The sequence below is a fragment of the Chloroflexus sp. genome, assembly GCF_034432675.1.
Taxonomy (GTDB): Bacteria; Chloroflexota; Chloroflexia; order Chloroflexales; family Chloroflexaceae; genus Chloroflexus.
The window spans coordinates 22,817-43,654 of the sequence record NZ_DAOUBI010000186.1; the positions used below are offsets into that span (position 1 = coordinate 22,817).

Consider the following 20,838-nt stretch of genomic DNA (forward strand, 5'->3'; position numbering starts at 1 on the left):
TCCTCCCCTTTGATTGGACTGATTGCCTGAGATGGTGCCCCATTGCGCAACTGTATCATATCACTGCTTTTGCCCGGTATACCAGCCATCTTTTGATCAGACTGTACCGGTTGCAACTGGCGGGAGCATATTATAGGCTGTTATGCTCCCGCCAGTGCTGTAGACTACACTACACCATCATCAACCGATTGTCGAAAACGGTCAACAATCGTGGTTGCCGTCTGGCGAACGGTTGGTAAGAAGCAGACTTACTTCCCGTTCGCAGTATTCATCAGAGCACAGGCCTCGGCCACGGCTGCGGCTGGATCGGCACCACCGTCGAGCACCTTGGTCATCGCATCACCGAACGGTCCCCAATAGTTGTCAAGCTCGGGAATCTGAGGCCGTGGTACGCCAGTTGCCGAAGCCTGCGCAAAGGCCTGCACCAGCGGATCACTGATCTCGACCTTCGTGCTGACCGGAACGTGCCCGGCTTCGTCAACGTACACCTTCATCGACTCAGGGCTGGTCAGGAACATCGCCAACGCAACCGCACTCGCGACGTTCTGGCTGTTGATGCTGACGTAGAAGCCATCCACACCGGTCAGCGGACCAGCCGGTTTTGCAGCGCCCGGCATCGGAGCTACACCGAGATTATCACCCAACACGGCCCGGTAGTCACCAAGTACCCAGGGGCCGTTGATGATCATATCGGCCTTGCCATCTTTGAAAAGCGAGTCAGCCTGACCACCGTCGGTCGAGAAGGTCACCGTCGGAACTTCCTTCAGCGCCTTCAGAAAGGCAAACCACTCGGCACCACCGGCCTGATCGGCAATACACTTCCCACTGGCGTCCATCAACTGACCACCGAACGCCTGCAACCAGCCGAAATTGTGGTAGGCATTCTGGTTGAGCACCAGGGTATTACCAGCTTTCACCAGCGCCAGCAATTCATCGGTAGTAGCCGGCGGGTTGGCAACCTTGCTCTTGTTGTAGTAGAGAGCAACTGCCTTGAACGACTCAGGAATCCCGTACAGCTTACCGTCAAGCGACATCCCGGCCACACCGGTCGGTGAAACATCGGTCAACTTGCTCTGATACTCGCTGAGATCGGCCAACACCCCGGCACGGATCTGGCTGCCAAGACTGTCGTTCGGAGCAATAAACATATCAGGGCCACCACCTGATGAGACCTCATTGTTGAACTTGTTGAAAATCTGATCGAAGGGGATTTGGAGAACGTTGATGGTGGCATCAGGGTAAGCAGCACGTGCGCGATCAATCAGCATATTGATCGCTTTTTCCTCAGCACTTCCGGTACCGTAAGCATGCCAGAGTGTTACCGTACCGGTAATGGCCATACCATCGCCGGTTGATGGAGCTGGCGCGGTTGTTGGTTGGGGAGCAGCGGTTGGTTGAGCAGCGGGGGCTTGACCACAGGCGGCCAAGATAGAGGCGAACAATGCCAATAAAGCGATAAGTAAAAACGACAGACGCTTCACAAGAGACTCCTTTGCTTGAGGCAACAATGCCCATACCTAATGACCTACATCCAACAGGCCTGATATCGCTATTCACACTCTGGCAATATGTCACCTCCTTTCACGCCATCGATCCCATGTTGCAATATCGTTAATTCGCGACGGAGCTTGAGCAGTAACCGAATGAGGGTCTCGTGCTCGGTACTATCAAGCGTTGACCAACGTCGCCTGACGGATTCAGTGAATGCAGATCGAACCACCCCTAAATGCTCACGTCCCTGTCTGGTCAACACAATCCGCTGTACCCGCCGGTCACTGGCATCAGCAATTCGTTCGGCCAAACCAAGAGCACTCAACCGATCAACCAACCGGGTGGTGCTACTCTTATCGATCAGAAGATACTCACTCAGATCCGACAAACGCACGCCATTGTGCTCGGCCAGCAGCAGAAGGGCTGCGTACTGCGTGGGATTAAGCTGGAATTGACGGAGTACACGACGATCACCGTCATCCAGCAAAACATAGACTTCCTGTATCATGCGGTGCTGCTCTGAGCCAGATGGCGTCATATAGTTGCAATGAACTTCATTGTCGGCAGGATAGTTGTATAAAAAATTGTTGTGTCTGGGATTGTATCAGATGGGACGATACTTGTCAAGTGGGTGCAGCACTTTTTGCAAGAACACTGTATAATACGAGCAGATTTCGGTGATAAACGATTGTGATGCATCACTATGGTAACGATCACCGTGCGCGACGTTGTGCGCCTGGCCCTACCCGAAGGTACAAATATTGTGGCTGGCGCTGCCGGGTTGGGGCGTCAGGTCAGTTGGATTGCAACGTTACGCGCTACCCTACCGGCCTTTGCCGAACTCCGTGGCGGCGAATTAGCCTTACTATCAGTTGAAGCTGCATTGGCCCTCGATCCACGGCTTACACTGGCCATGCTCGTTCGTCGTCTGGCGCAGGCACCGGTACCCATTGCCGGTGTGGCGGTCATAGGTACTATTACGCCTGAAGATCGGCAGGCTGCTGAAGATGCCCGCTTGCCTTTGCTCCAGCTTCCCGCTGGGGTTGACTTACGTGAAGTAGAGCGGGAAATCACCCGCCTTATTACCGATTACGAAGCCCAATTTGAGCGTCGGGCCGCCCGTCTGTACGATCTGCTGACCCAGTGCTCTCTACAAGGTGGTGGGATAAGCGGCCTGCTTGATATTTTGCACGAACGCACCGGTCAGAGCGTGGCTTTCTACGCCTCAAATGGCGTGCTGCGTGCCCAACGTGGGCGGGGGCAATCGCGGCTGGCATTGCAGGCGCTGCGGCCAAATGGACGGGGTGAAACGACGCTGCTTAACCAGCAAATCTGGATCGAACCAATTGGTAATTCAGGTTTGCCAATCGGGTATGTTGCGATTGCCGGTACGCTACTCGATCCGTGGGATCGCACTGCGGCACAGCGCGGTGCACTGGCACTGGCGCTTGAGCTGGCGAAAGAGCAGGCGGTACAGGCTGCCGAGGAACGTCTACGTGGTGATTTTATTGCCGGGATTCTGGCCGGCGCACCCGGTGATCTGGCTGCAGTGATCCAGCGTGGTCAGGAATTGGGATATACCCTTCATCTGCCCCATACGGCGATGCTGGTACATATTGATGATGCTAGCACTGCAACACTGGCTCGCGCGGCAACGAACATTCAGAATGAACTGAAACGTCTAGGCGTGAACGCACCAATCTCTCGTCGTGAGAGTAATGTGCTCTGTATGCTGCCTACGACCAGCGTTACGCGCCTGCGAGAGCTAACCGAGCAATTACGCGAACGGTTACGACACGACCATCCAAATGTCGTGATCGCAATCGGTACCCCTGCAACTCATTTGACCGAGTGGCGCCGTTCAGTCGAAGAAGCAGAACAATCGCTTAGCCTTGGCCGGCAGATTTTTGGCAACGACCGGGTGCTGGCGTTCGGCGATCTCGGTGTGTATCGCCTGTTGATCCGTCTCCGTGAAACGCCTGAGTTATGGTCATTCTACCGGGAGACTCTCTCGAGTCTGGCCGAGTACGACAAACGCCAACACGCCGATCTGATTAAGACACTCGAAGCCTATTTCAATCATCTGGGCAATCTACGGGCAACTTCAGAAGCATTGCACGTCCACCGGAATACGCTGCTCTACCGCCTCGAACGCATTAAAGAGATTAGTGGCATGGACCTCGACAACGCCGAGGAACATTTTGCCCTCTGGCTGGCTGTACGTGCACATCGCATCCTGGCAACTCTTGAGGAGTGATAGCAAATCTGGCAGAGAGGTCAGGGCACGGGTTCCAAATACCCTGATGGCGCATCTGAGTACGGATGCGTTGCATCATCGTTTCCGCTGCACCGTTTGGAGTGCGGAAGCACGGATTCCGTACCTGCTATATTTCCTGCCAGGCGTGTGTTGCAACGACGTTGCCTCACGCCGCAGGGGAATGCTCGCCTGCACTCGCCCATGACCAGTACCACTGTCACAGAACAAGCGCGAAAGGAGAATGGTGGGCAAACTGAAAGCCCGATCCACCGCCCACGCACAGTCTGCTCATCAGGGGTGCTCAAGCCTGACAGACGTGCTCTACCGGCACGTCGTCCTCGTGACCGATGGGGTAAACCGTTGTGACCCGCGCATGATCGTGATCACGACTGGCGCAACAGCTACGCTACCGCACTCTACATGATACGACACGGGCACCTCTGTCTGGTAAAGATATCTTCTCCGCAAGGTGATCAGGGCAGGACGAGTGCGTGACGGTCACGCATCCCCGTTTTACATCACTCCCCATTCGCCGCATCGTTACCCAAAATCACCACAATATCGGCCTGACTACTGATGCCCGGCGGTGAACCAACGACCAGATCAGCACCGAGTAGTTGGGCAAGCCGACGTGCAGTGAAAGGGGTATTCCCAATTTGATATACGACGGTACGCGGGTACTCCCCAGGTGGTGCATCAGCCGGTGAGAGGGGTGTAAAACCGTTTGCCGCCAGCTTTTCGCTGGTACGACGGGCCAGCCCTACCACCCCGGCTCCGTTAAACACCTGCACCTGCGCCTGTTCGCTTGCCTCTCCAGGTGGCGTCAGCCAGCGCGTGACCAATGCCGCCACATCGTTAGCCTCCCAGATCAGGTTAGAGCCATTTGTCTGCACTGCGACGGTGCCCGGTTCAATCCGATAACGTCCGATCAGGGCCGGATCGAGATTTGCTGCGACCCGTGCTACTGCCAGCAATGTATCAACATTCGCTATTGGCAGAGTCGTTACGATTGCCGGCGTTTCACCATCCTGCGCGATCGCGTCACGTAAGCGCGGGATCAGGAGGATTCGCTCAAACCAGTTACGCTGCTGTATCTCCTGGACGATAGCCTGCACCACCTGTTGCTGGCGCTCGGTGCGGCCAAAATCACTATCAGCATGACGGGTGCGAGCGTAGATGAGTGCCCGTGCGCCATCCATTCGTTGAGGGCCGGGTTCAAACTCAACCCGCATGACTCCGTAGTCAGGAGTCGGGTACGCCTCATCAACAATCCGCCGCGGCACATCAATCGTAATCCCGCCGAGTGCATCAATCAGGGCAGCAAAGCCGTCGAAGTCAACCTGCACGACGTAATCAACCCGCATGCCGCGCTGATCAAAATTGAGGAAGCGACTCACGGTGTCGGCAGCGTAGGCCATACCGGCCTGTTCCGGTGTCACCCCATCGCCGTACAGTTCGGTAGCATGTCGATACCCGTAAGCGTAAGCAGCGTTGATCTTGCTGGGACCAGGCTCATCCAGTTCAACCTGCGTATCGCGTGGAATCGAAAGTAAGTTAACCCAACCTCCCATCCCGTCAAACCGGATCAGCATTAAGGTATCACTACGCACTCCCTCTTCTGGGCGGTCACGCCGGATATCAACCCCGACAACCAGAATATTCGCGCCAAGTAATGGTGAAGAGAGTGCCGGGCCACGGGGATCAGACACCACAACGCGCTGCGCCAGTTGCCAGACCTGCCAGTAGCCAAGGCCGATCACCAGGACGATCATCATCATCAGTCCCAGAAGTATCCGACCTAACGGCCAGCGTCGTCGCTGTGGGGTAGACGGAGAACCGGATGGTGCATTCAGGCGACGCATCACCCGGGTTTCACCGGTGTAAGGAGTGCCACCACGAGGTGTAACATATTGTCCATTTGATGGTTTGTCTGGCATACGATTGCTCACGTAATATATTTTCTTCGCTCAATAATACGCGATAGTGATTTCAGATACATCAGACCAGAGTATAATGCTTGTGTGGTAACATCTGCCTTACGCAAAGTTGATGCCACAGGCGCTTCCTGAGTAAGCATAGAACAACCAACTTTACCAGGTTACATAGTAAAGAGACACCCTACACTGGTGATCATCATTCAGCACTCACACCATGGAGCGTGTGAAACAAGCGGCTGGTAGCAGTTCCTGCCGGCAATACACTGGTCATAGATAAAGTAGAGACATCGATTGCAGCTGGCGATTTATTGTAGGACATATGTTCAATAGCGTCAAAGACCTCACCGACATCATAAGACGGGGTTCGTGGTTGCTATCACCAATCACTGACGCAATAGAGTACGTGGTACCCTTATTTCGGTCAATGGAAAGAGCCTGAAACCTGTGAGGAGCACATCATGGAAGTAGGTTTGATCGGACTTGGTCGGATGGGCGCAAACATGGCAATTCGCTTGCGGCGCGGCGGTCATCGGGTGATTGTGTATAACCGGACGGTGGCCAAAGCGCACGAACTGGCGGCAGAACACGATCTGATCGCAGCCGAAGAGCTGTCCGACCTGGTAGCAATGCTCACCCCACCGCGTGTTATCTGGTTGATGCTGCCGGCTGGTAGCGCAACTGATGAGCATCTGGCAGCCCTAACCCCGCTCCTTTCGCCGGGAGATATTGTGATCGACGGTGCCAACAACAACTATAAGGCCAGCATCGCCCATGCCGAACAGTTGACAGCCCAGGGGCTGCGCTTCCTCGATATCGGGGTAAGTGGTGGTATCTGGGGTTTGCAAATCGGCTACTGCCTGATGGTCGGCGGTGACGAAGAAACCTTCCACTACGTTGAGCCACTCTTGCAAACGCTCGCGCCGCCAGAGGGATACCTCCTCTGTGGACCGCATGGTGCCGGACATTTCGTCAAAATGATCCACAACGGCATTGAATACGGTATGATGCAGGCGTATGCCGAAGGTTTTGAAATCTTGCACCAGTCACGCTACGATTTCGACCTCGCCAAAATCAGTCATCTCTGGAACCAGGGCAGTGTCGTTCGTTCGTGGCTGCTGGAATTAGCCGAACGCGCCTTCACAGCCGATGCTGATCTATCTAGTATCCGAGGCTATGTTGAAGACAGTGGTGAAGGACGCTGGACAGTTCAGGAGAGCATCGATCTCGATGTACCGGCACCAATTATCACCCTATCGTTACAGATGCGTTTCCGTTCACGGCAAGAAGATAGCTTCAGCATGAAGGTACTGGCCGCTTTGCGCCAACAGTTTGGTGGCCACGCCGTCAAGAAGGTGGAGTAGATTAACGTGACAACCAATGTCCTGGACAATCCGCTCCGGGCCGGACTACGGATAGGGCGTACCCCTGAACCCTGTACAATGATCATCTTCGGCGCCAGTGGCGACCTGACCAGTCGTAAACTGGTGCCGGCCCTTTACAATCTGGCCCGTGAGCGCCGCCTGCCTGGTGGCTTCTCAGTCGTGGGGTTTGCCCGTCGCGATTGGACAGACGAAACATTCCGCGAACTGTTGCGCGAAGCGGTTAATGCCAATTCACGCTCTGGCGCAGTTGATCCAGATTTATGGGCAAGTTTTGCGCAAGGCATTCAATATCACCGCGGTAGTTTTGACGATGCAGATGCATATACCCGCCTGGCCGAACGATTGGCAGCTATTGACGCCGAGCGTGGGACCGGCGGGAATAGAGTCTTTTACCTGGCGACCCCTCCTGAAGCCTACCCAACTATCATCGCCCAACTGGGTGCGCATGGTCTGGCACATTCGCACGGTTGGACACGGATCATTATTGAAAAGCCGTTTGGTCACGATCTGAACAGTGCCCAGACGCTCAATACCGAGGTCTTGTCGGTCTTTAGCGAAGATCAGGTCTATCGCATCGACCACTATCTCGGCAAAGAGACGGTGCAAAACATCTTGATTTTTCGCTTTGCGAACGGCATCTTCGAGCCGATCTGGAATCGGAGCCATATTGACCATGTCCAGATCACGGTTGCCGAAACTATCGGGGTAGAAGATCGCGGTGGCTATTACGACACATCAGGTGCGTTGCGCGACATGATCCAGAACCACCTGATGCAGTTGCTGTGTCTGGTGGCCATGGAACCGCCGGCAGTCTATGATGCCGATGCAGTTCGTGACGAAAAGGTGAAGGTGCTGCGCGCAATCAGGCCATTGTCAGTCAATGATACGGTACGTGGTCAGTACGGGCCGGGTAGTGCCAATGGCCGACCGGTGCGAGGGTATCGGGAAGAGAAGGGGGTTTCTCCGACTTCGCAGACCGAGACCTACGTCGCCCTGAAACTCTTCATCGACAACTGGCGCTGGGCCGGGGTGCCATTCTATCTACGTAGTGGCAAGCGACTCCCGCGCCGGGTAAGCGAAATTGCGATCCAGTTCAAAGCGGCACCGACAATGATCTTTGCCGATACGCCACTGAACGATCTTGAACCCAACGTCTTGGCGATGAAGATTCAACCTGATGAAGGCATCTCGCTCAAATTCAGTTCAAAGGTGCCGGGTCAGCCACAAATCCGTCCGGTCACCATGGATTTCCGCTACGGTGCCTCGTTTGGGGTGACCTCGCCCGAAGCCTACGAACGCCTCTTGCTCGATTGTATGCTCGGCGATGGTACACTGTTCACGCGGCGCGATGAGGTCGAGACCAGTTGGGCATTGTTAACACCTATTTTGCGGGCCTGGGCCGAAGGTCCGCCACAGCCGTTTCCCAATTACGAGGCGGGGAGTTGGGGACCCGCCGCAGCCGATGAATTTATCGCTCGCGATGGCCGATTCTGGCGGCGATTGTGACATGGTGAAAAAACTATGAATGAGGCAGCAATCGATATCAACGCTATCGAGCGTGAATTACGCCAGATGTGGCAAGAGCAGGCCAACCATCCCGACGCCGGTGGCCAGGCAGTGATACGGGCGCTGACGGTCAACCTGATCGTGTGCGCACCAGATGATTCCTGGGCCGAACAGATACTGGCAGTAGCGCCAGAACTAACGGCACAGCATCCCAATCGTACCGTTGTGGTTGTTGATCAGCCTGGCACATCTCCATCCTTGCAGGCCAATGTACAGGCACTCTGCACCCTCACGAATGCCGGGCATACCCAGGTGTGCGGTGAGCAGATCACAATTCACTCCCGTGGCACCCCAGCCGGTCAATTGTCTGGCATCGTCCTGCCCTTACTGGTCCCCGATCTACCAGTGGTACTATGGGCACCTGGACCTCAGCCACTGGCCCAGCCATTGATCCAACGTCTGTATCGGCTGTGTGATCGGCTGATTGTTGACTCAACCACCTTTGCCGATCCGATTGCGGAACTGGCCGATCTGGCGATCTTTGAACAACGGGCTAACGGAGCACCGGCGGTGAGTGATCTGGGATGGACACGGCTGACACCGTGGCGTGAGTTAACAGCTCAGTTCTTTGACACCCGATCATTTCTGCCCCATCTGCATCGGATTGATGAGATCGAGATAGAGTATGCTGCCGATGCAGTAGCGAATCCGGTAGCCTCCCTGCTATTCGTAGGCTGGCTGGCCAGTTGTCTAAAATGGACGCCACTTAAAGATGCGGTTGGAATTGAAGGCGATAGTATCCGACTCTACCTACGCCGACCGGCGGTTGGGGTTGGCCCGGCGGCCATTCGGCTGGTGAGTGTTACCATTCGCCCCGCGCCAGATCGACACGGTGAAGGGCTACAACGGATCAGCCTGTGCGCCATTGATAATCAACGGGCCGAGTTTGTCGTTGAGGCAACTGATGATGCCGGTCATGCCTGTACGCGGGCCACGATTGCCGGTGCCAGTCCTATTGAACGCACCGCAAAGATAGATCATGCAACGCTGGCCGATCTCTTAAGTAGTGAACTGCGCCTGCTGAGTAGAGACCGCACCTTTGCCGCAGCACTCGGTCTGGCCGGCGGCCTGGCCCGTCGTTTGGTCAATCGTAATAACACTGCGCATTGACGAGCCGACCTCAGCTATCGGTCGGCCTGATTGGTAAAGTAGACAAGATATATGACACCTTCCTGTGCGTTGGAATTCAACATCTAGCCAAAATAACCTACTGGGACAGATGGAAGTAGTGTCTTCTCCGTTATGGGTTTGGGGATAGGATAAACTCTTCTGTAGAGTATAGATACGCATAGTTGCATAGAAGCCAGGATCAAACTGATGTTTCCTTTCACTGAACTTATCTTCAGCCCAATCGGCGTAGGATTACTCATCCTGATGTTACTGTTAGAATGGTTGACACTTGTCCAGATCAAGTGGCAACCACTGTTTCGTGCGTTAGGAGATGCGGCTATCGCCAGCACGGTTTCCGCAATCGTCACCTTATTGCTTGGTCAACTGTTGCTGGCGCTGGTCAATCCGCTAGCCGTTATCGTAGCGGCTTTTGCGCTGGCGGTAGCAGTTGAAGGCTTTGTGTTCATGCTGATCCGCAAACGCAAAGCAGCCGCGAGTTATATGGCAGCATTGGTCGCCAATACCGTGTCGTTCATTTTCTTCCTTATCTTCTATCTATCGTTCCTGGTGATGTGATAAACACTAGAAGTTGTGCGTCCGTGGGAACTGGCTGCTACCCACATCGTTCATGCGGTTGCACTGCACGGTGTTGATCACCACGTCGTGCTATTCTTCTTGGCAGTCAGCCTCCGTGGCCTGCTCACAGTAGGGGCGGGTTCTAAACCCACACCTACCGTGTCCATCACATTGTCACCGCGATGGATTATTCGTGATGTCGTTGCGGCAGAAAAAGCGGGAGGGCGAGAGAACACGTGTTGGCTCGCATGGAACGTAATTATGGAAGTGATTGAACGCCGTATCCATAGATGACCACCCGGTTGACCGGTGCGACACACGCCCACCATCACGCATGGTGGGTGCAGAAATCACCCTTCCGCACACCAGACAACGCAATCTCCGGGATGCTACGGTCAGGCATGCCGCTACATCCCCAACGCTGTGCGCAACCGCTGCTGTTCCTGGGCAATGGTTGTCAGCAATGCATCACGCTCTGCCGGTGATAAGAATGTGGCCCGGACAGCCGTGAGCGTCATGCGGCAAAAATCATCCGCAGTGAAGCCGAAATGGTGGGCGATCCGCCGAAACTCTTCGCTCAGCGTTGTCTCGAAGAATGTTGGGTCATCAGAATTGATCGTAACCGGCACACCGGCATCGTACAATTGACGCAACGGATGGGTTTGCCAGGACGTGACAGCTTTCGTGCGGATATTGCTGCTCGGACAGACATCGAGCACTACATCACGCTCGGCCAGTACTTTCAGCAAGAGCGGATCTTCCACACTACGAATGCCGTGACCAATACGAGAAACCTCCAGTACATCAATTGCCCCCCAAACGCTGGCCGGCCCGACAACTTCACCAGCGTGCGCCATCAACCCCAGACCTGCACGACGGGCAGCCGCAAACAACTCGGCAAACTCTTCTGGTGGATGACCAATTTCATTACCACCAATCGACCATCCCACCACACCAAGCGAACGACAGGCGATGGCCGTTTCGAGGATCGGCCAGGCTGCCTCGGCACCGTATTGTCGACCATAGTCAAGCACAATCCCAACGTGAGGCCCGCCCTGACGTCTGGCACGTGCAAAACCAGATGCTGCTCCAGCCAGCGCTTCACCGAGATCAACACCCCGCCGAACATGTTGCATTGGCGAAATCATGACCTCAGCGTAAACCACGTGTTGACGGCCCAGGGCCATCCCCAGCTCAAACGCCAATAATTCAAAATCCTCACCGGAAACGATGGTTGCCGTCAAAGCCATAAATGTTTCCAGAAAGTTGTGAAAATCGCGGTAGTGGAAGAGTTCAAGCAGTTCTTCTTCGGTCTGTACCGGGAGTGAGATATTATTACGCCGACTCAAGGCCAAAAAGGTCTGCGGCATCACCGCACCTTCCAGATGAAGATGAAGTTCAACTTTAGGCATACGCTCAATGAACGCCGCCAGTTCAGCCGTTAGCATAATCTCACTCCCCTTTTCCAAGATGCTAATGTACGGTATTGTACCGGATGTTGCTACATAACGAAACAACGAAATGAGTAAACACTTTCTGGAAGTCAGCTCAAATCATTGACAGGTCAGAGTCGGGGCGTAAACGCATATCATACCCGGCTCAACACAGTAACCGGTGCGACATGCACCTAGCAGAGAGCACGGGAGCGCGGAAACACAACTTCCGCACGCCAGACCAAGCGTGGAAGGCAGCCAATTCAGCACGTGATGACTACGGAAGCGCTGCTATGTAATCCCTGTTAGGAGCCTATCCTAAAAGTCGATTCTTTGGTAGAATGGTGCATAATAATGAAACAGACTCCAAGAAGAAACCAGCACCGACCATCCGGCGTGTTCCCGATGACCTGTGGGCCGAGATCGAGCCCTTGTTGCCCAAACCTGGTCCCAAGCAGAAACCAGGGCGTCCGCGAGTACCCGACCGGGTAGCTCGTGACGGTATCCTTTTATGTTCTGCGGACCGGCTGTCAATGGAAGGCTATACCCAAGGCGTTCAGTTCCGGTTCGATCTGTCACCTGCGCTTCTCGCAATGGGTCAAGGCGGGCATCGTTGCCAAGCTGTGGGCCATCCTGGTGGAACGCTATGATGAGATCAAGGGGAGCGACTGGCAATGGCAGGCTCTCGATGGTCCACGGTGAAGGCCCCTTTGGGAGGCGAGAAAACCGGTCTCAATCCCACTGATCGAGGGAAAAGTGGCAGCAAACGCCATCTGATTACTGACGGAGGGGGTATGCCCATTGGAAGCACGCTCTCCGGTGCCAATTGCCATGACGATGGTGGCAGAGACCGTCGACGCCATTGTATGGGAACGCCCCGATCTAGAAGAGCAGGAACAGCATCTGTGTGCCGACAAGGGGTATGACTATCCTGAGACCCGTGAGGAGATGGCCGAGCGCGGGTACCAGGTTCATATTCCCCAGCGTGGCCTAGATACTCCATCTCTGAGCCGAGGGATCCCAATCGGCATCCAGCCCGACGTTGGGTGGTCGAGCGAACGCATAGGTGGTGCAACCGCTTTCGCAGGTTGTTGATCCGGTGGGAGAAGAAAGCTGAGCACTGGTAAGGTCTTATCCAATTCGCTGCACGCCTCATCGCCTACCGTCGCGCATGTTTCGGATAGGTACTAAGAACCTATCCGAAACATCGCTTCTGAGGCACGTTTCGTAGGGCGAGATGCCATCTCGCCCTACGTTTCGGATAGGCTCTTATTGCCAACGCAACGATCGCACCGCTGCTACCAGGCGCGGTAACACTTCACCGGCCTTTCCGTACACGGTGAACAGGGGTGGGCGAGCGGTAGTGGTTTGTTCAAGGTTGAGGATCAACACAGTCGCGCCCCGTGACAGGGCAATGCGTGGTAGTGAGGCTGCCGGCTCGACGACCCCTGATGTCCCAATCGAGCAGAAGACATCGCAATCGAGGGTTGCAGCGTAGGCAGCTTCCAGGGCATCAGGTGGCAGATATTCGCCAAACCAGACCACATCAGGGCGCAACAATGCGCCGCAGTTGGGGCACTGCGGTAGCTCTTCGTCGTAATCCCAGGTGGTATGGATTGAACCATCGACTGTACAGCGGGCACGGTGGATGTTGCCGTGCAGTTCGATCACCTGTGGGCTACCGGCTTGCTGGTGTAATCCGTCAATATTCTGCGTGACCAGTGTGAGCTTTGGTACCAGGGTCGCCAGATCGGCCAGGGCATGGTGGGCCGGGTTAGGCTGGGCAGCACAGGCTTTCACCCGTCGCTCGGCGTACCAGCGCCAGACCAGCGCTGGGTTGCGGGCAAAACCTGCCGGTGATGCCAGCTCCTCTGGGTCAAAATGTGACCAGAGACCGGTCTGGGCATCACGAAATGTTGGAATACCACTTTCAGCCGACACGCCGGCACCGGTGAGTACAGTGACATGACGGGCCGTGGATAGAGATTCGGCCAGCATCGTGATGACATCATCGAGATCGAGATCGTTCATGACCGGCCTCCGCTACGTTCAGGACGGTTTGAACACCAGATCGAATCGGTAGGCACGCTGGTTGGCAAAGGTGACGTGCCAGATGCCACAGGTGGGGGCCGGGTTTCCGCCAGGGTACACGTGGTGGCGTAGATCGATCTGATCGTGACTCAATTCGAGCAAGAATGCCCGAATCGGTGAACCGTGCGAAACGATGGCAATTCGCCGGTACGGCGAATCGGCCAGTCCTGCCAGAACCTCACGTACCCGCGCCCGCACCTGCTCGAACGTTTCACCCGGTGCATGCTCCTGCACCAGAGCGGTGAAGGCGACCGGTATGTTGAGCACATCAACCAGTACCTCAGCCGTCTGGGTAGTACGGGCAAATGGTGAGACCAAGAGCTGCTCAATCCCTTTATCAGCCAGAAAGTTCGCGACCTGGCGAGCCTCGACACGCCCTCGTTCCGACAGATCAGGCCCTGGCGGTAACTGGTACGGAATAGACGGATTGTGAACAGGTTGACCGTGGCGAATAAGAAAGAGATCAGAAAGCACTGAATTTCCTTACATCTTGCTGTAGTAACAATGATCACGTATCATCATTGTATAGTGTATCATACAGGATTGACGGCACGTACTGCAACATATACAATTAATGCGGCGTCGCATCAACGAATGAGCGAACCGATTGTCCATTACTTCAGATTCCGATACAGAAGGATACATCAATGCGGCTGATCCTCTATCTCGGCAAAGGCGGCGTCGGCAAGACTACCACTTCGGCAGCGACAGCAGTGCGCGCTGCCGAATTAGGGTATCGCACGCTGGTCGTGAGCACCGATGTAGCCCATAGTCTGGCAGATGCGCTTGATACACCGTTAGGCTCGCTGCCTACCCAAATTACCGAACGGTTGTGGGGGCAAGAGATTAATGTGCTCGACGAAGTACGTGAGCACTGGGGTGAGTTGCGGGTCTATCTAAGTAACCTGCTTCGCCGGCGCGGAGTTGATGAAGTGGCAGCCGAGGAGCTGGCGATCATTCCTGGTATGGAAGAGGTGGTGAGTCTGCTCCACATTCGCCGCCAGGCGCGTGACGGTCATTTTGATGTGGTGATTGTGGATGCGGCGCCCACCGGTGAGACTGTTCGCCTGCTGACAATGCCTGAAACCTTTCAATGGTACGCAGCGCGGGTGATGGATTGGGAGCCGACGACATTGAAGGTGGCACGTCCACTGGTTAAGCAATTAGTTCCGGCAACTGATGTCTTCGCCAAGCTTGAACGACTAACGAAAGGTGTCGAAGCACTGCGGGCAACCCTGACCGACCCACAGATCAGCTCTTATCGCCTGGTGGTGAACCCTGAGCGAATGGTAATTAAAGAAGCGCAGCGTGCCTCGACCTATCTGGCTCTGTTCGGCTATCCGGTTGATGGTGTCGTGCTCAATCGGGTGCTGCCGGTCGATCAGGTCGAAGGCGCTTTTATGCAGGAGTTAGCCCGTATTCAGCAGGGCTATCGGCAGATGGTCTACGATCTCTTCCGCCCCTTGCCGATTTGGGAAAGCCCTTACTTTGCGCGTGACCTGGCTGGTATTGAAGATTTGGCTATGGTTGGTCGTCGTCTGTTCGGCGATGATGATCCGGTGAAAGTTCATTTCATCGGTAAAACCCAGGAGATTGTCAAGCAGGGCGATGAGTATGTGCTGCGCTTGCCGTTGCCGCACGTCGAGATCGGTAAGGTATCGATGACAAAGCGCGGCGATGAGTTGTTCATCGAGATTGGCAATTTCCGCCGTGATATGCTCTTACCGACGACGCTGGCCGAACGTCCGGCACGGCGGGCCTATTTCCGCAATGGTGTCCTCGAAGTCTTCTTCGGCCCGCCAGAGACCCTCTCGCTGAAGACGGATGCCCAGGAGGAGGCGACTCCTTCATGAGTAGTGGATCACAGATTGCAATTCTCGGCGTTCCCATCGATCTTGGGGCAGGACGGCGTGGCGTCGATATGGGGCCGAGTGCCATTCGCTACGCTGGTCTGAGCCGAAGACTTGGCGAGTTGGGCTATCAGGTGGTTGATTTCGGCAATCTGGCGGTGCCGATGGTTGAGACGACCCCACCGCCACCACCTGATTCACGCCTGCGCTATCTTGAGCCGATTGCCGACATGTGTGGGCGGCTGGCCCGGCAGGTGACCGATATTGTCCAGCAGGGGATGCTGCCCCTTATTCTGGGTGGTGACCATAGTTTAACTATTGGGTCAGCCAGTGGGAGTGCGCGGCAGCGACGACTTGGTCTGATCTGGATCGATGCCCACGCCGATTTTAACGATGAACACACGACGCCGAGTGGCAATATTCACGGCATGCCCCTTGCCGTGTTAACCGGACGCGGGCATCCGATGCTCACCGGTTTTGCCGGTCGCATACCGGCCTTTGATCCGGCGCACGTCGTATTGATCGCTGTGCGCGATCTCGATACGCTGGAGCGGGAAGCATTGCGTGCTTCGCCGATCACCGTCTTTACCATGCACGAGATTGATCGCTGTGGGATGGCAACGGTGATGGAGCGGGCGCTGGCAATTGCCACGACCGGCACTGAAGGGTTTCATCTCAGTTTTGATCTCGATGTTGTTGATCCGCGCGAGGCGCCCGGTGTAGGTACACCGGTAAGCAGTGGGATTTCGGCTCGCGAATCACATCTGGCGATGGAACTGATCGCCGAGAGTGGTGCACTGCGCAGTCTGGATGTGGTTGAAGTTAACCCGATCCTCGATGAGCGTAACGCGACTGCGCAGTTGGCCGTCGATCTGGTTTTGTCGGCGTTGGGTAAACGTATTTTGTAGTGCTGTAGAACTGGTGTATACTGTCGCAATGGTGAATGTCGGGCGGGTGTCCAACCCACCCGACATTATTTGTCCAGGTGCTAGATTGTCACTTGATACTCGACCCCATTGACGATCACGGTGTACTGATCGGCTGTAAAAGGCCCTTCCAGCATGATCCGCTGATCGAGCAACGGGGCAATCGCCGGGCAAACTTCGGCGCCGCTGTGAGCGGCATTGATCGTAATCGTGATGACGTTACCCTCACGTTGCTGATTGATTCCGGCAAACGTCGTACAGCCATCTCCCAGGTACCCGACAATATGTGCCTGCACCTGGGGTGGATTGGATTCGAGCACTGCAAAATCAACCCGCTCAATGGTTACGATCCCTGCTCGTGGTGTCGGGGTTGCTGTAGCACAGGCAGTAAGGATCAACATCAGTCCGGCGATAACGAGTAAGATGGTTCGACGTAGCATTTGTTTTCCTCTTTCACTAAACAACTACCGACTCTGAAACGCCGGCACGTGCGATTTGGTTCCCATTGGTAACAAACTGCTGCGCTCGCCTTACAGCAACGTGGTACAATGCACTATGCTATGGAACAACGCTGTTTGTATGATTACAATCTGTCTAAACTGACCGAACTTCTGCAAAGCTGGGGAGAACCGGCTTTTCGTGCCCGTCAACTGTACCGGCATCTGTATGTCAACCTTGCCCGCCAGGTTGATCAGATGACCGATCTGCCGCTCGCTCTGCGTTCCCGGCTCGCCGAAATACCGTTCTCGACTCTCCGCTGCGAGCAGGTGCAGATCGGTGACAATGGGATGACCCGTAAGGCCCTCTTCCGCTTGCCCGACGGTGCTGTTGTTGAAACCGTATTGATGGTCTATCCCGACCGCTCAACGGTGTGTGTGTCAACGCAGGCTGGTTGCGGCATGGGCTGCGTCTTCTGTGCCACCGGTCAGCTCGGCCTCCTGCGCAACCTGAGCAGTGGCGAAATCGTTGCTCAGGCAATTTGGGCCTCGCAAGAGTTACGGACAATGGGTATGGCTGGTCCGACCGGTCGCGTCAGTAACCTTGTTTTTATGGGGATGGGTGAACCATTTGCCAACTACGACCGCTGGTGGCAGGCGGTAGAGCGATTGCACGATCCGCAGGGGTTTAACCTCGGTGCCCGCAGTATGACCGTCTCTACCGTTGGGCTGGTCAAGGGGATCGAACGATTGGCCAATGAACGCTTACCGATCAATCTGGCGATTTCGCTGCATGCGCCCGATGACGCTCTGCGCAGCGAATTGATGCCGGTCAATCGGCGTTATCCAATCGCCGATCTGATGGCTGCCACCCGCAACTATATTGCCAAAACGCGCCGGCGAGTCTCTTTTGAATATGTGCTGCTGCAAGGCAAAAACGACCATCCGCATCAGGCAATCGCACTAGCCCGCCTGCTCCGACATTCGGCACCGCGTGGTCCGCTGCTCTTTCACGTCAATCTGATACCGTGGAACCCGGTTCCTGGCACGCCGCTTGGCCGTTCAGAGTGGGAGCGTGTGACGACGTTTCAGCAGATTTTGACCGATTACGGCATTCCCTGTACCGTGCGGGTTGAGCGAGGGGTAGAAATTGCTGCGGCGTGTGGTCAGTTGGCCGGTCGGCATAGTGTGCCACTGAACACGGTAGAACAAGAAATACCGACACGCAACGTTACCGGATGACACCTGCGAGTTCGAGATTCCTCTTTGTACACAGACGAGAGTTGTATGGCACCGATTCAAAATGTTAAAGGAATGCGCGATCATCTGCCGGCAGATATGATGCTACGGCAATACATCGTCAATACGCTGACGCGCATTAGTGAAAGTCACGGCTTCGAGCCTTTGCAGACCCCGATCATTGAGTATGCCGAGACGCTGGAAGGCAAGCTGGGTGATGAAGAAAAGCTGATTTACCGGTTTGAAGATCATGGTGGCCGCCGTCTGGCTCTGCGCTACGATCAGACAGTGCCGTTAGCGCGTGTGACTGCTCAATACGCCGGGCAATTGACATTACCCTGGCGCCGATATGCGTATGGGCCGAGCTATCGCGGTGAACGCCCCGCCCGTGGTCGGTATCGAGAGTTTTACCAGTTTGATCTCGATATCGTCGGGAGTGCCTCGCCATTGGCCGATGCCGAGATTGTGGCGATGTTGTGTGAAGCCCTGACTGCGCTCGGTTTTCCCGGTTTTGTCACGCTGTTAAATCACCGTCAGATCATCGGTGGTATTGCCCGTGTGAGCGGTTTGTCCGAAGAGGCTGCCGGCGGTGTCTATCGTGCCATCGATAAGTTCGACAAGATTGGCGCTGATGGTGTACGGGCTGAGTTGATCAAGTCCGGTGTGACTCCTGCCGCGGCTGACCAGATTCTGGAGCTGGTACAAATTGATGGTACGGCAGATGAAGTTCTGGATGCACTTGCCCAAAAACTGGCTGCCGATGAGCGAGCGGTGGCAGCGATTGCCAATCTGCGTGCCGTGCTGGACGGTCTGGCAGCGATGGGGGTTCCGGCTGAGCAGTATCGGGTGGCTCCTCGCCTGGCACGCGGTCTTTCGTACTACACAGGAGTCGTCTTTGAGGCGATTACCCCGCACTGGCCGGAGGGTTCACTGCTTGGGGGTGGTCGCTACGATCACCTGATCGGGCTGTTTGCCGGTCGCAACATTCCTACGGTTGGGCTGGCCTTCGGTATTGACCGCCTGCACGATGTGATGATCGAGCTAAACCTCGGCCCGCGTCCGCAGACAACGGCTCTCGCATTTGTGACGTTGTTCGGCGCAGAACAGGTTGCTGAGAGTCTGAAGCTAGCGGCTGAGCTGCGGGCAGCAGGTATCAATACCCTGATCGCACTTGAACCAGGGAACATCGGTAAACAGTTCAAGGAGGCTGACCGGCGTGGGGTGCGGTTTGCCCTGGTCCTCGGCCCCGACGAACTGGCCCGTGGTGAGGTCGTGATCAAAGATTTACAACGCGGTGAACAACGCTCGCTTCCCCGTGCAGCGGCTATCAGTCTGCTGGCTGAGGCGTTGGGCGAGGGTAAGTAAGTATCACGTCCCGGCAGGTTAAAACCCTGCCGCAATACGTGGAAGGCCGGCGGGGAGCCTGGCAGTGCAGAAAGGTACCCCCAGCCCCGCCTATGCATTACCCATACCTGGTGTCAACCACGTGCGTATCAGCGGGGATGATCGCTATGAGTGCTGTTGTGGACGACTGGCCCAGTGGCAACGCGCTGCTCCAGCCGTGCCGGCACGTGCTGGATGGATTGCCGTACCCACTCGGCATGCGCATGTCGCGCAGTTTAGAGTGCGGCAGCCATGCTGCCGTAGCAGCCGTACTCACGATCCGGCGCGTGGCATACCGTTCCCCATCCTGGTCATGGCGGTGCTGAGTGTGCTCATGCCGATCATCGCGTCGGTCCGGCATGCATGCGATACCTGCGCGTAGACGTTTAGTTGTACGAGGTTCGTGCCTGCGCACCAGCGGCCACGGCTGGCACCTGACAGCGGTGGAGAGGAATGCCTCCACGCAGGCTAGAAACCTGCGCCACGGGGAGCACTTGCAGCCCGGCCTAACGCAGCGCGATATGTGGGTAATGCATAGCCAACCCCGCAGGGGCTTCCACGCTGTCCGGGAGGGCTTCAGCCCGCATGACCCCCAGCCCCGCCGGCACTTCTATGCTGTCAGGTATGGCTTCAGCCCGCATGTCCTATTCTCCAGAACGAAGCCTCTGTAGAGTTTGAGTGAGAGACCTCTCACCTGTCTCAACCTCTCTTGCCAAAAATGCTTTAATTTATCAGGTTGAAATCCACATTTGTGAACAGGTATTTTGCTATGATAGAGGCGAAGATTGTTGCAGTACTTGCAACACGTCGCTGACAAACTCCGGTCATCACAGGCTAACGCGATCTTTACACCGGAGGATAACGATGTTTGGGAGCAAACAGGGAAAACGGCAACGCCTCGATCAATATGAAGCATTGTTGGCCGAAACACCACTCACTGCGGCTGAACTGGCGTATCGCCTGGGTGTGCCGCGCTCAACCGTGATCCGCGATCTACCGTTGCTCGAAGAACGTGGGTTGTTGTTGAGTGAGGATGAGGAGGGACGGTTGCATATGTTTCGACGCTGGTGGTGATTGTACCGGTATTCGCAACAACTTTTGGATGCTGTTGCCATTTTTGGGCGAGTCGGGTGCTATAACTCACATCAGAGAACAGGATT

Annotated in this window: 17 protein-coding genes and 1 pseudogene; 11 read left to right on the top strand and 7 right to left on the bottom strand. The window is 55.6% G+C overall.

Annotated elements, in window-relative coordinates; genetic code table 11:
• Positions 1-248: 248 nt before the first annotated feature.
• Positions 249-1,481 (bottom strand): extracellular solute-binding protein, encoded by a 1,233-nt coding sequence (locus VAE55_RS14275; RefSeq protein ID WP_322816419.1) that lies wholly within the window; start codon positions 1,479-1,481, stop codon positions 249-251.
• Positions 1,482-1,549: 68 nt separating this feature from the next.
• Positions 1,550-1,999, bottom strand: coding sequence for a MarR family transcriptional regulator (locus VAE55_RS14280; RefSeq protein WP_322816420.1), 450 nt, complete (start codon positions 1,997-1,999; stop codon positions 1,550-1,552).
• 195 nt (positions 2,000-2,194) lie between these two features.
• Here VAE55_RS14280 and VAE55_RS14285 point away from each other — a divergent pair, with 195 nt between their 5' ends.
• The gene (locus tag VAE55_RS14285; RefSeq protein WP_322816421.1) at positions 2,195-3,748 is read left to right on the top strand and encodes a PucR family transcriptional regulator; all 1,554 of its coding nucleotides are present in this window, start codon (positions 2,195-2,197) and stop codon (positions 3,746-3,748) included.
• Positions 3,749-4,266: 518 nt separating this feature from the next.
• Here VAE55_RS14285 and VAE55_RS14290 read toward each other — a convergent pair.
• Complete coding sequence (locus VAE55_RS14290; protein WP_322816422.1) at positions 4,267-5,685, bottom strand: LCP family protein; 1,419 nt, start codon at positions 5,683-5,685, stop codon at positions 4,267-4,269.
• A gap of 458 nt (positions 5,686-6,143) precedes the next feature.
• Here VAE55_RS14290 and gnd point away from each other — a divergent pair, with 458 nt between their 5' ends.
• From gnd to VAE55_RS14310, 4 genes are all read left to right on the top strand, one after another.
• On the top strand, positions 6,144-7,046 hold the full coding sequence (gene gnd, locus VAE55_RS14295) for a phosphogluconate dehydrogenase (NAD(+)-dependent, decarboxylating) (RefSeq protein ID WP_416181205.1): 903 nt from the start codon (positions 6,144-6,146) through the stop codon (positions 7,044-7,046).
• Positions 7,047-7,052: 6 nt separating this feature from the next.
• Positions 7,053-8,573: a glucose-6-phosphate dehydrogenase gene (gene zwf, locus VAE55_RS14300; protein ID WP_322816423.1), complete on the top strand. Its 1,521-nt coding sequence runs from the start codon at positions 7,053-7,055 to the stop codon at positions 8,571-8,573.
• Between the two features lie 15 nt (positions 8,574-8,588).
• Positions 8,589-9,743, top strand: coding sequence for a glucose-6-phosphate dehydrogenase assembly protein OpcA (locus VAE55_RS14305; protein WP_322816424.1), 1,155 nt, complete (start codon positions 8,589-8,591; stop codon positions 9,741-9,743).
• A gap of 207 nt (positions 9,744-9,950) precedes the next feature.
• Positions 9,951-10,319, top strand: coding sequence for a hypothetical protein (locus VAE55_RS14310; RefSeq protein WP_322816425.1), 369 nt, complete (start codon positions 9,951-9,953; stop codon positions 10,317-10,319).
• 407 nt (positions 10,320-10,726) lie between these two features.
• Here the strand turns inward: VAE55_RS14310 and add are convergent, their stop codons facing one another.
• A complete protein-coding gene (gene add / locus VAE55_RS14315; protein WP_322816426.1) occupies positions 10,727-11,767 on the bottom strand; it encodes an adenosine deaminase in 1,041 nt (346 codons plus the stop codon).
• Positions 11,768-12,093: 326 nt separating this feature from the next.
• Here add and VAE55_RS14320 point away from each other — a divergent pair.
• Positions 12,094-12,879: pseudogene (locus VAE55_RS14320) on the top strand (IS5 family transposase).
• 142 nt (positions 12,880-13,021) lie between these two features.
• Here VAE55_RS14320 and VAE55_RS14325 read toward each other — a convergent pair.
• Both VAE55_RS14325 and VAE55_RS14330 read right to left on the bottom strand, forming a co-directional pair.
• Positions 13,022-13,783, bottom strand: coding sequence for an NAD-dependent deacylase (locus VAE55_RS14325; RefSeq protein ID WP_322816427.1), 762 nt, complete (start codon positions 13,781-13,783; stop codon positions 13,022-13,024).
• 18 nt (positions 13,784-13,801) lie between these two features.
• Positions 13,802-14,317: a histidine phosphatase family protein gene (locus VAE55_RS14330; RefSeq protein WP_322816428.1), complete on the bottom strand. Its 516-nt coding sequence runs from the start codon at positions 14,315-14,317 to the stop codon at positions 13,802-13,804.
• A 173-nt stretch (positions 14,318-14,490) separates the two neighbouring features.
• Between VAE55_RS14330 and VAE55_RS14335 the strand changes: the two genes are divergently transcribed.
• Both VAE55_RS14335 and rocF read left to right on the top strand, forming a co-directional pair.
• Positions 14,491-15,696 (top strand): ArsA family ATPase, encoded by a 1,206-nt coding sequence (locus VAE55_RS14335; protein ID WP_322816429.1) that lies wholly within the window; start codon positions 14,491-14,493, stop codon positions 15,694-15,696.
• The gene (gene rocF, locus VAE55_RS14340; protein WP_322816430.1) at positions 15,693-16,601 is read left to right on the top strand and encodes an arginase; all 909 of its coding nucleotides are present in this window, start codon (positions 15,693-15,695) and stop codon (positions 16,599-16,601) included. The genes VAE55_RS14335 and rocF overlap by 4 nt, the downstream gene beginning before the upstream one ends.
• A gap of 80 nt (positions 16,602-16,681) precedes the next feature.
• Here rocF and VAE55_RS14345 read toward each other — a convergent pair whose 3' ends face one another.
• Complete coding sequence (locus VAE55_RS14345; protein ID WP_322816431.1) at positions 16,682-17,059, bottom strand: hypothetical protein; 378 nt, start codon at positions 17,057-17,059, stop codon at positions 16,682-16,684.
• 108 nt (positions 17,060-17,167) lie between these two features.
• Here VAE55_RS14345 and rlmN point away from each other — a divergent pair, with 108 nt between their 5' ends.
• The 3 genes from rlmN to VAE55_RS14360 all read left to right on the top strand — a co-directional run bounded on the left by rlmN (position 17,168) and on the right by VAE55_RS14360 (position 20,752).
• Positions 17,168-18,298 carry a 23S rRNA (adenine(2503)-C(2))-methyltransferase RlmN gene (gene rlmN / locus VAE55_RS14350; RefSeq protein ID WP_322816432.1) on the top strand — a complete coding sequence of 377 codons (1,131 nt, stop codon included), beginning with the start codon at positions 17,168-17,170 and terminating at the stop codon, positions 18,296-18,298.
• Positions 18,299-18,343: 45 nt separating this feature from the next.
• Positions 18,344-19,660 carry a histidine--tRNA ligase gene (gene hisS / locus VAE55_RS14355; protein ID WP_322816433.1) on the top strand — a complete coding sequence of 439 codons (1,317 nt, stop codon included), beginning with the start codon at positions 18,344-18,346 and terminating at the stop codon, positions 19,658-19,660.
• Between the two features lie 882 nt (positions 19,661-20,542).
• On the top strand, positions 20,543-20,752 hold the full coding sequence (locus VAE55_RS14360; protein WP_015909326.1) for a helix-turn-helix domain-containing protein: 210 nt from the start codon (positions 20,543-20,545) through the stop codon (positions 20,750-20,752).
• The last annotated feature ends 86 nt before the right edge of the window (positions 20,753-20,838 follow it).

Bases quoted from the DNA above. Each gene is read 5' to 3' on its own strand.
- VAE55_RS14280 (WP_322816420.1), bottom strand. From the start codon at position 1,999: ATGATACAGGAAGTCTATGTTTTGCTGGATGACGGTGATCGTCGTGTA.
- VAE55_RS14285 (WP_322816421.1), top strand. From the start codon at position 2,195: ATGGTAACGATCACCGTGCGCGACGTTGTGCGCCTGGCCCTACCCGAA.
- VAE55_RS14290 (WP_322816422.1), bottom strand. From the start codon at position 5,685: ATGCCAGACAAACCATCAAATGGACAATATGTTACACCTCGTGGTGGC.
- gnd (WP_416181205.1), top strand. From the start codon at position 6,144: ATGGAAGTAGGTTTGATCGGACTTGGTCGGATGGGCGCAAACATGGCA.
- VAE55_RS14305 (WP_322816424.1), top strand. From the start codon at position 8,589: ATGAATGAGGCAGCAATCGATATCAACGCTATCGAGCGTGAATTACGC.
- VAE55_RS14310 (WP_322816425.1), top strand. From the start codon at position 9,951: ATGTTTCCTTTCACTGAACTTATCTTCAGCCCAATCGGCGTAGGATTA.
- add (WP_322816426.1), bottom strand. From the start codon at position 11,767: ATGCTAACGGCTGAACTGGCGGCGTTCATTGAGCGTATGCCTAAAGTT.
- VAE55_RS14325 (WP_322816427.1), bottom strand. From the start codon at position 13,783: ATGAACGATCTCGATCTCGATGATGTCATCACGATGCTGGCCGAATCT.
- VAE55_RS14335 (WP_322816429.1), top strand. From the start codon at position 14,491: ATGCGGCTGATCCTCTATCTCGGCAAAGGCGGCGTCGGCAAGACTACC.
- rocF (WP_322816430.1), top strand. From the start codon at position 15,693: ATGAGTAGTGGATCACAGATTGCAATTCTCGGCGTTCCCATCGATCTT.
- VAE55_RS14345 (WP_322816431.1), bottom strand. From the start codon at position 17,059: ATGCTACGTCGAACCATCTTACTCGTTATCGCCGGACTGATGTTGATC.
- rlmN (WP_322816432.1), top strand. From the start codon at position 17,168: ATGCACTATGCTATGGAACAACGCTGTTTGTATGATTACAATCTGTCT.
- hisS (WP_322816433.1), top strand. From the start codon at position 18,344: ATGGCACCGATTCAAAATGTTAAAGGAATGCGCGATCATCTGCCGGCA.
- VAE55_RS14360 (WP_015909326.1), top strand. From the start codon at position 20,543: ATGTTTGGGAGCAAACAGGGAAAACGGCAACGCCTCGATCAATATGAA.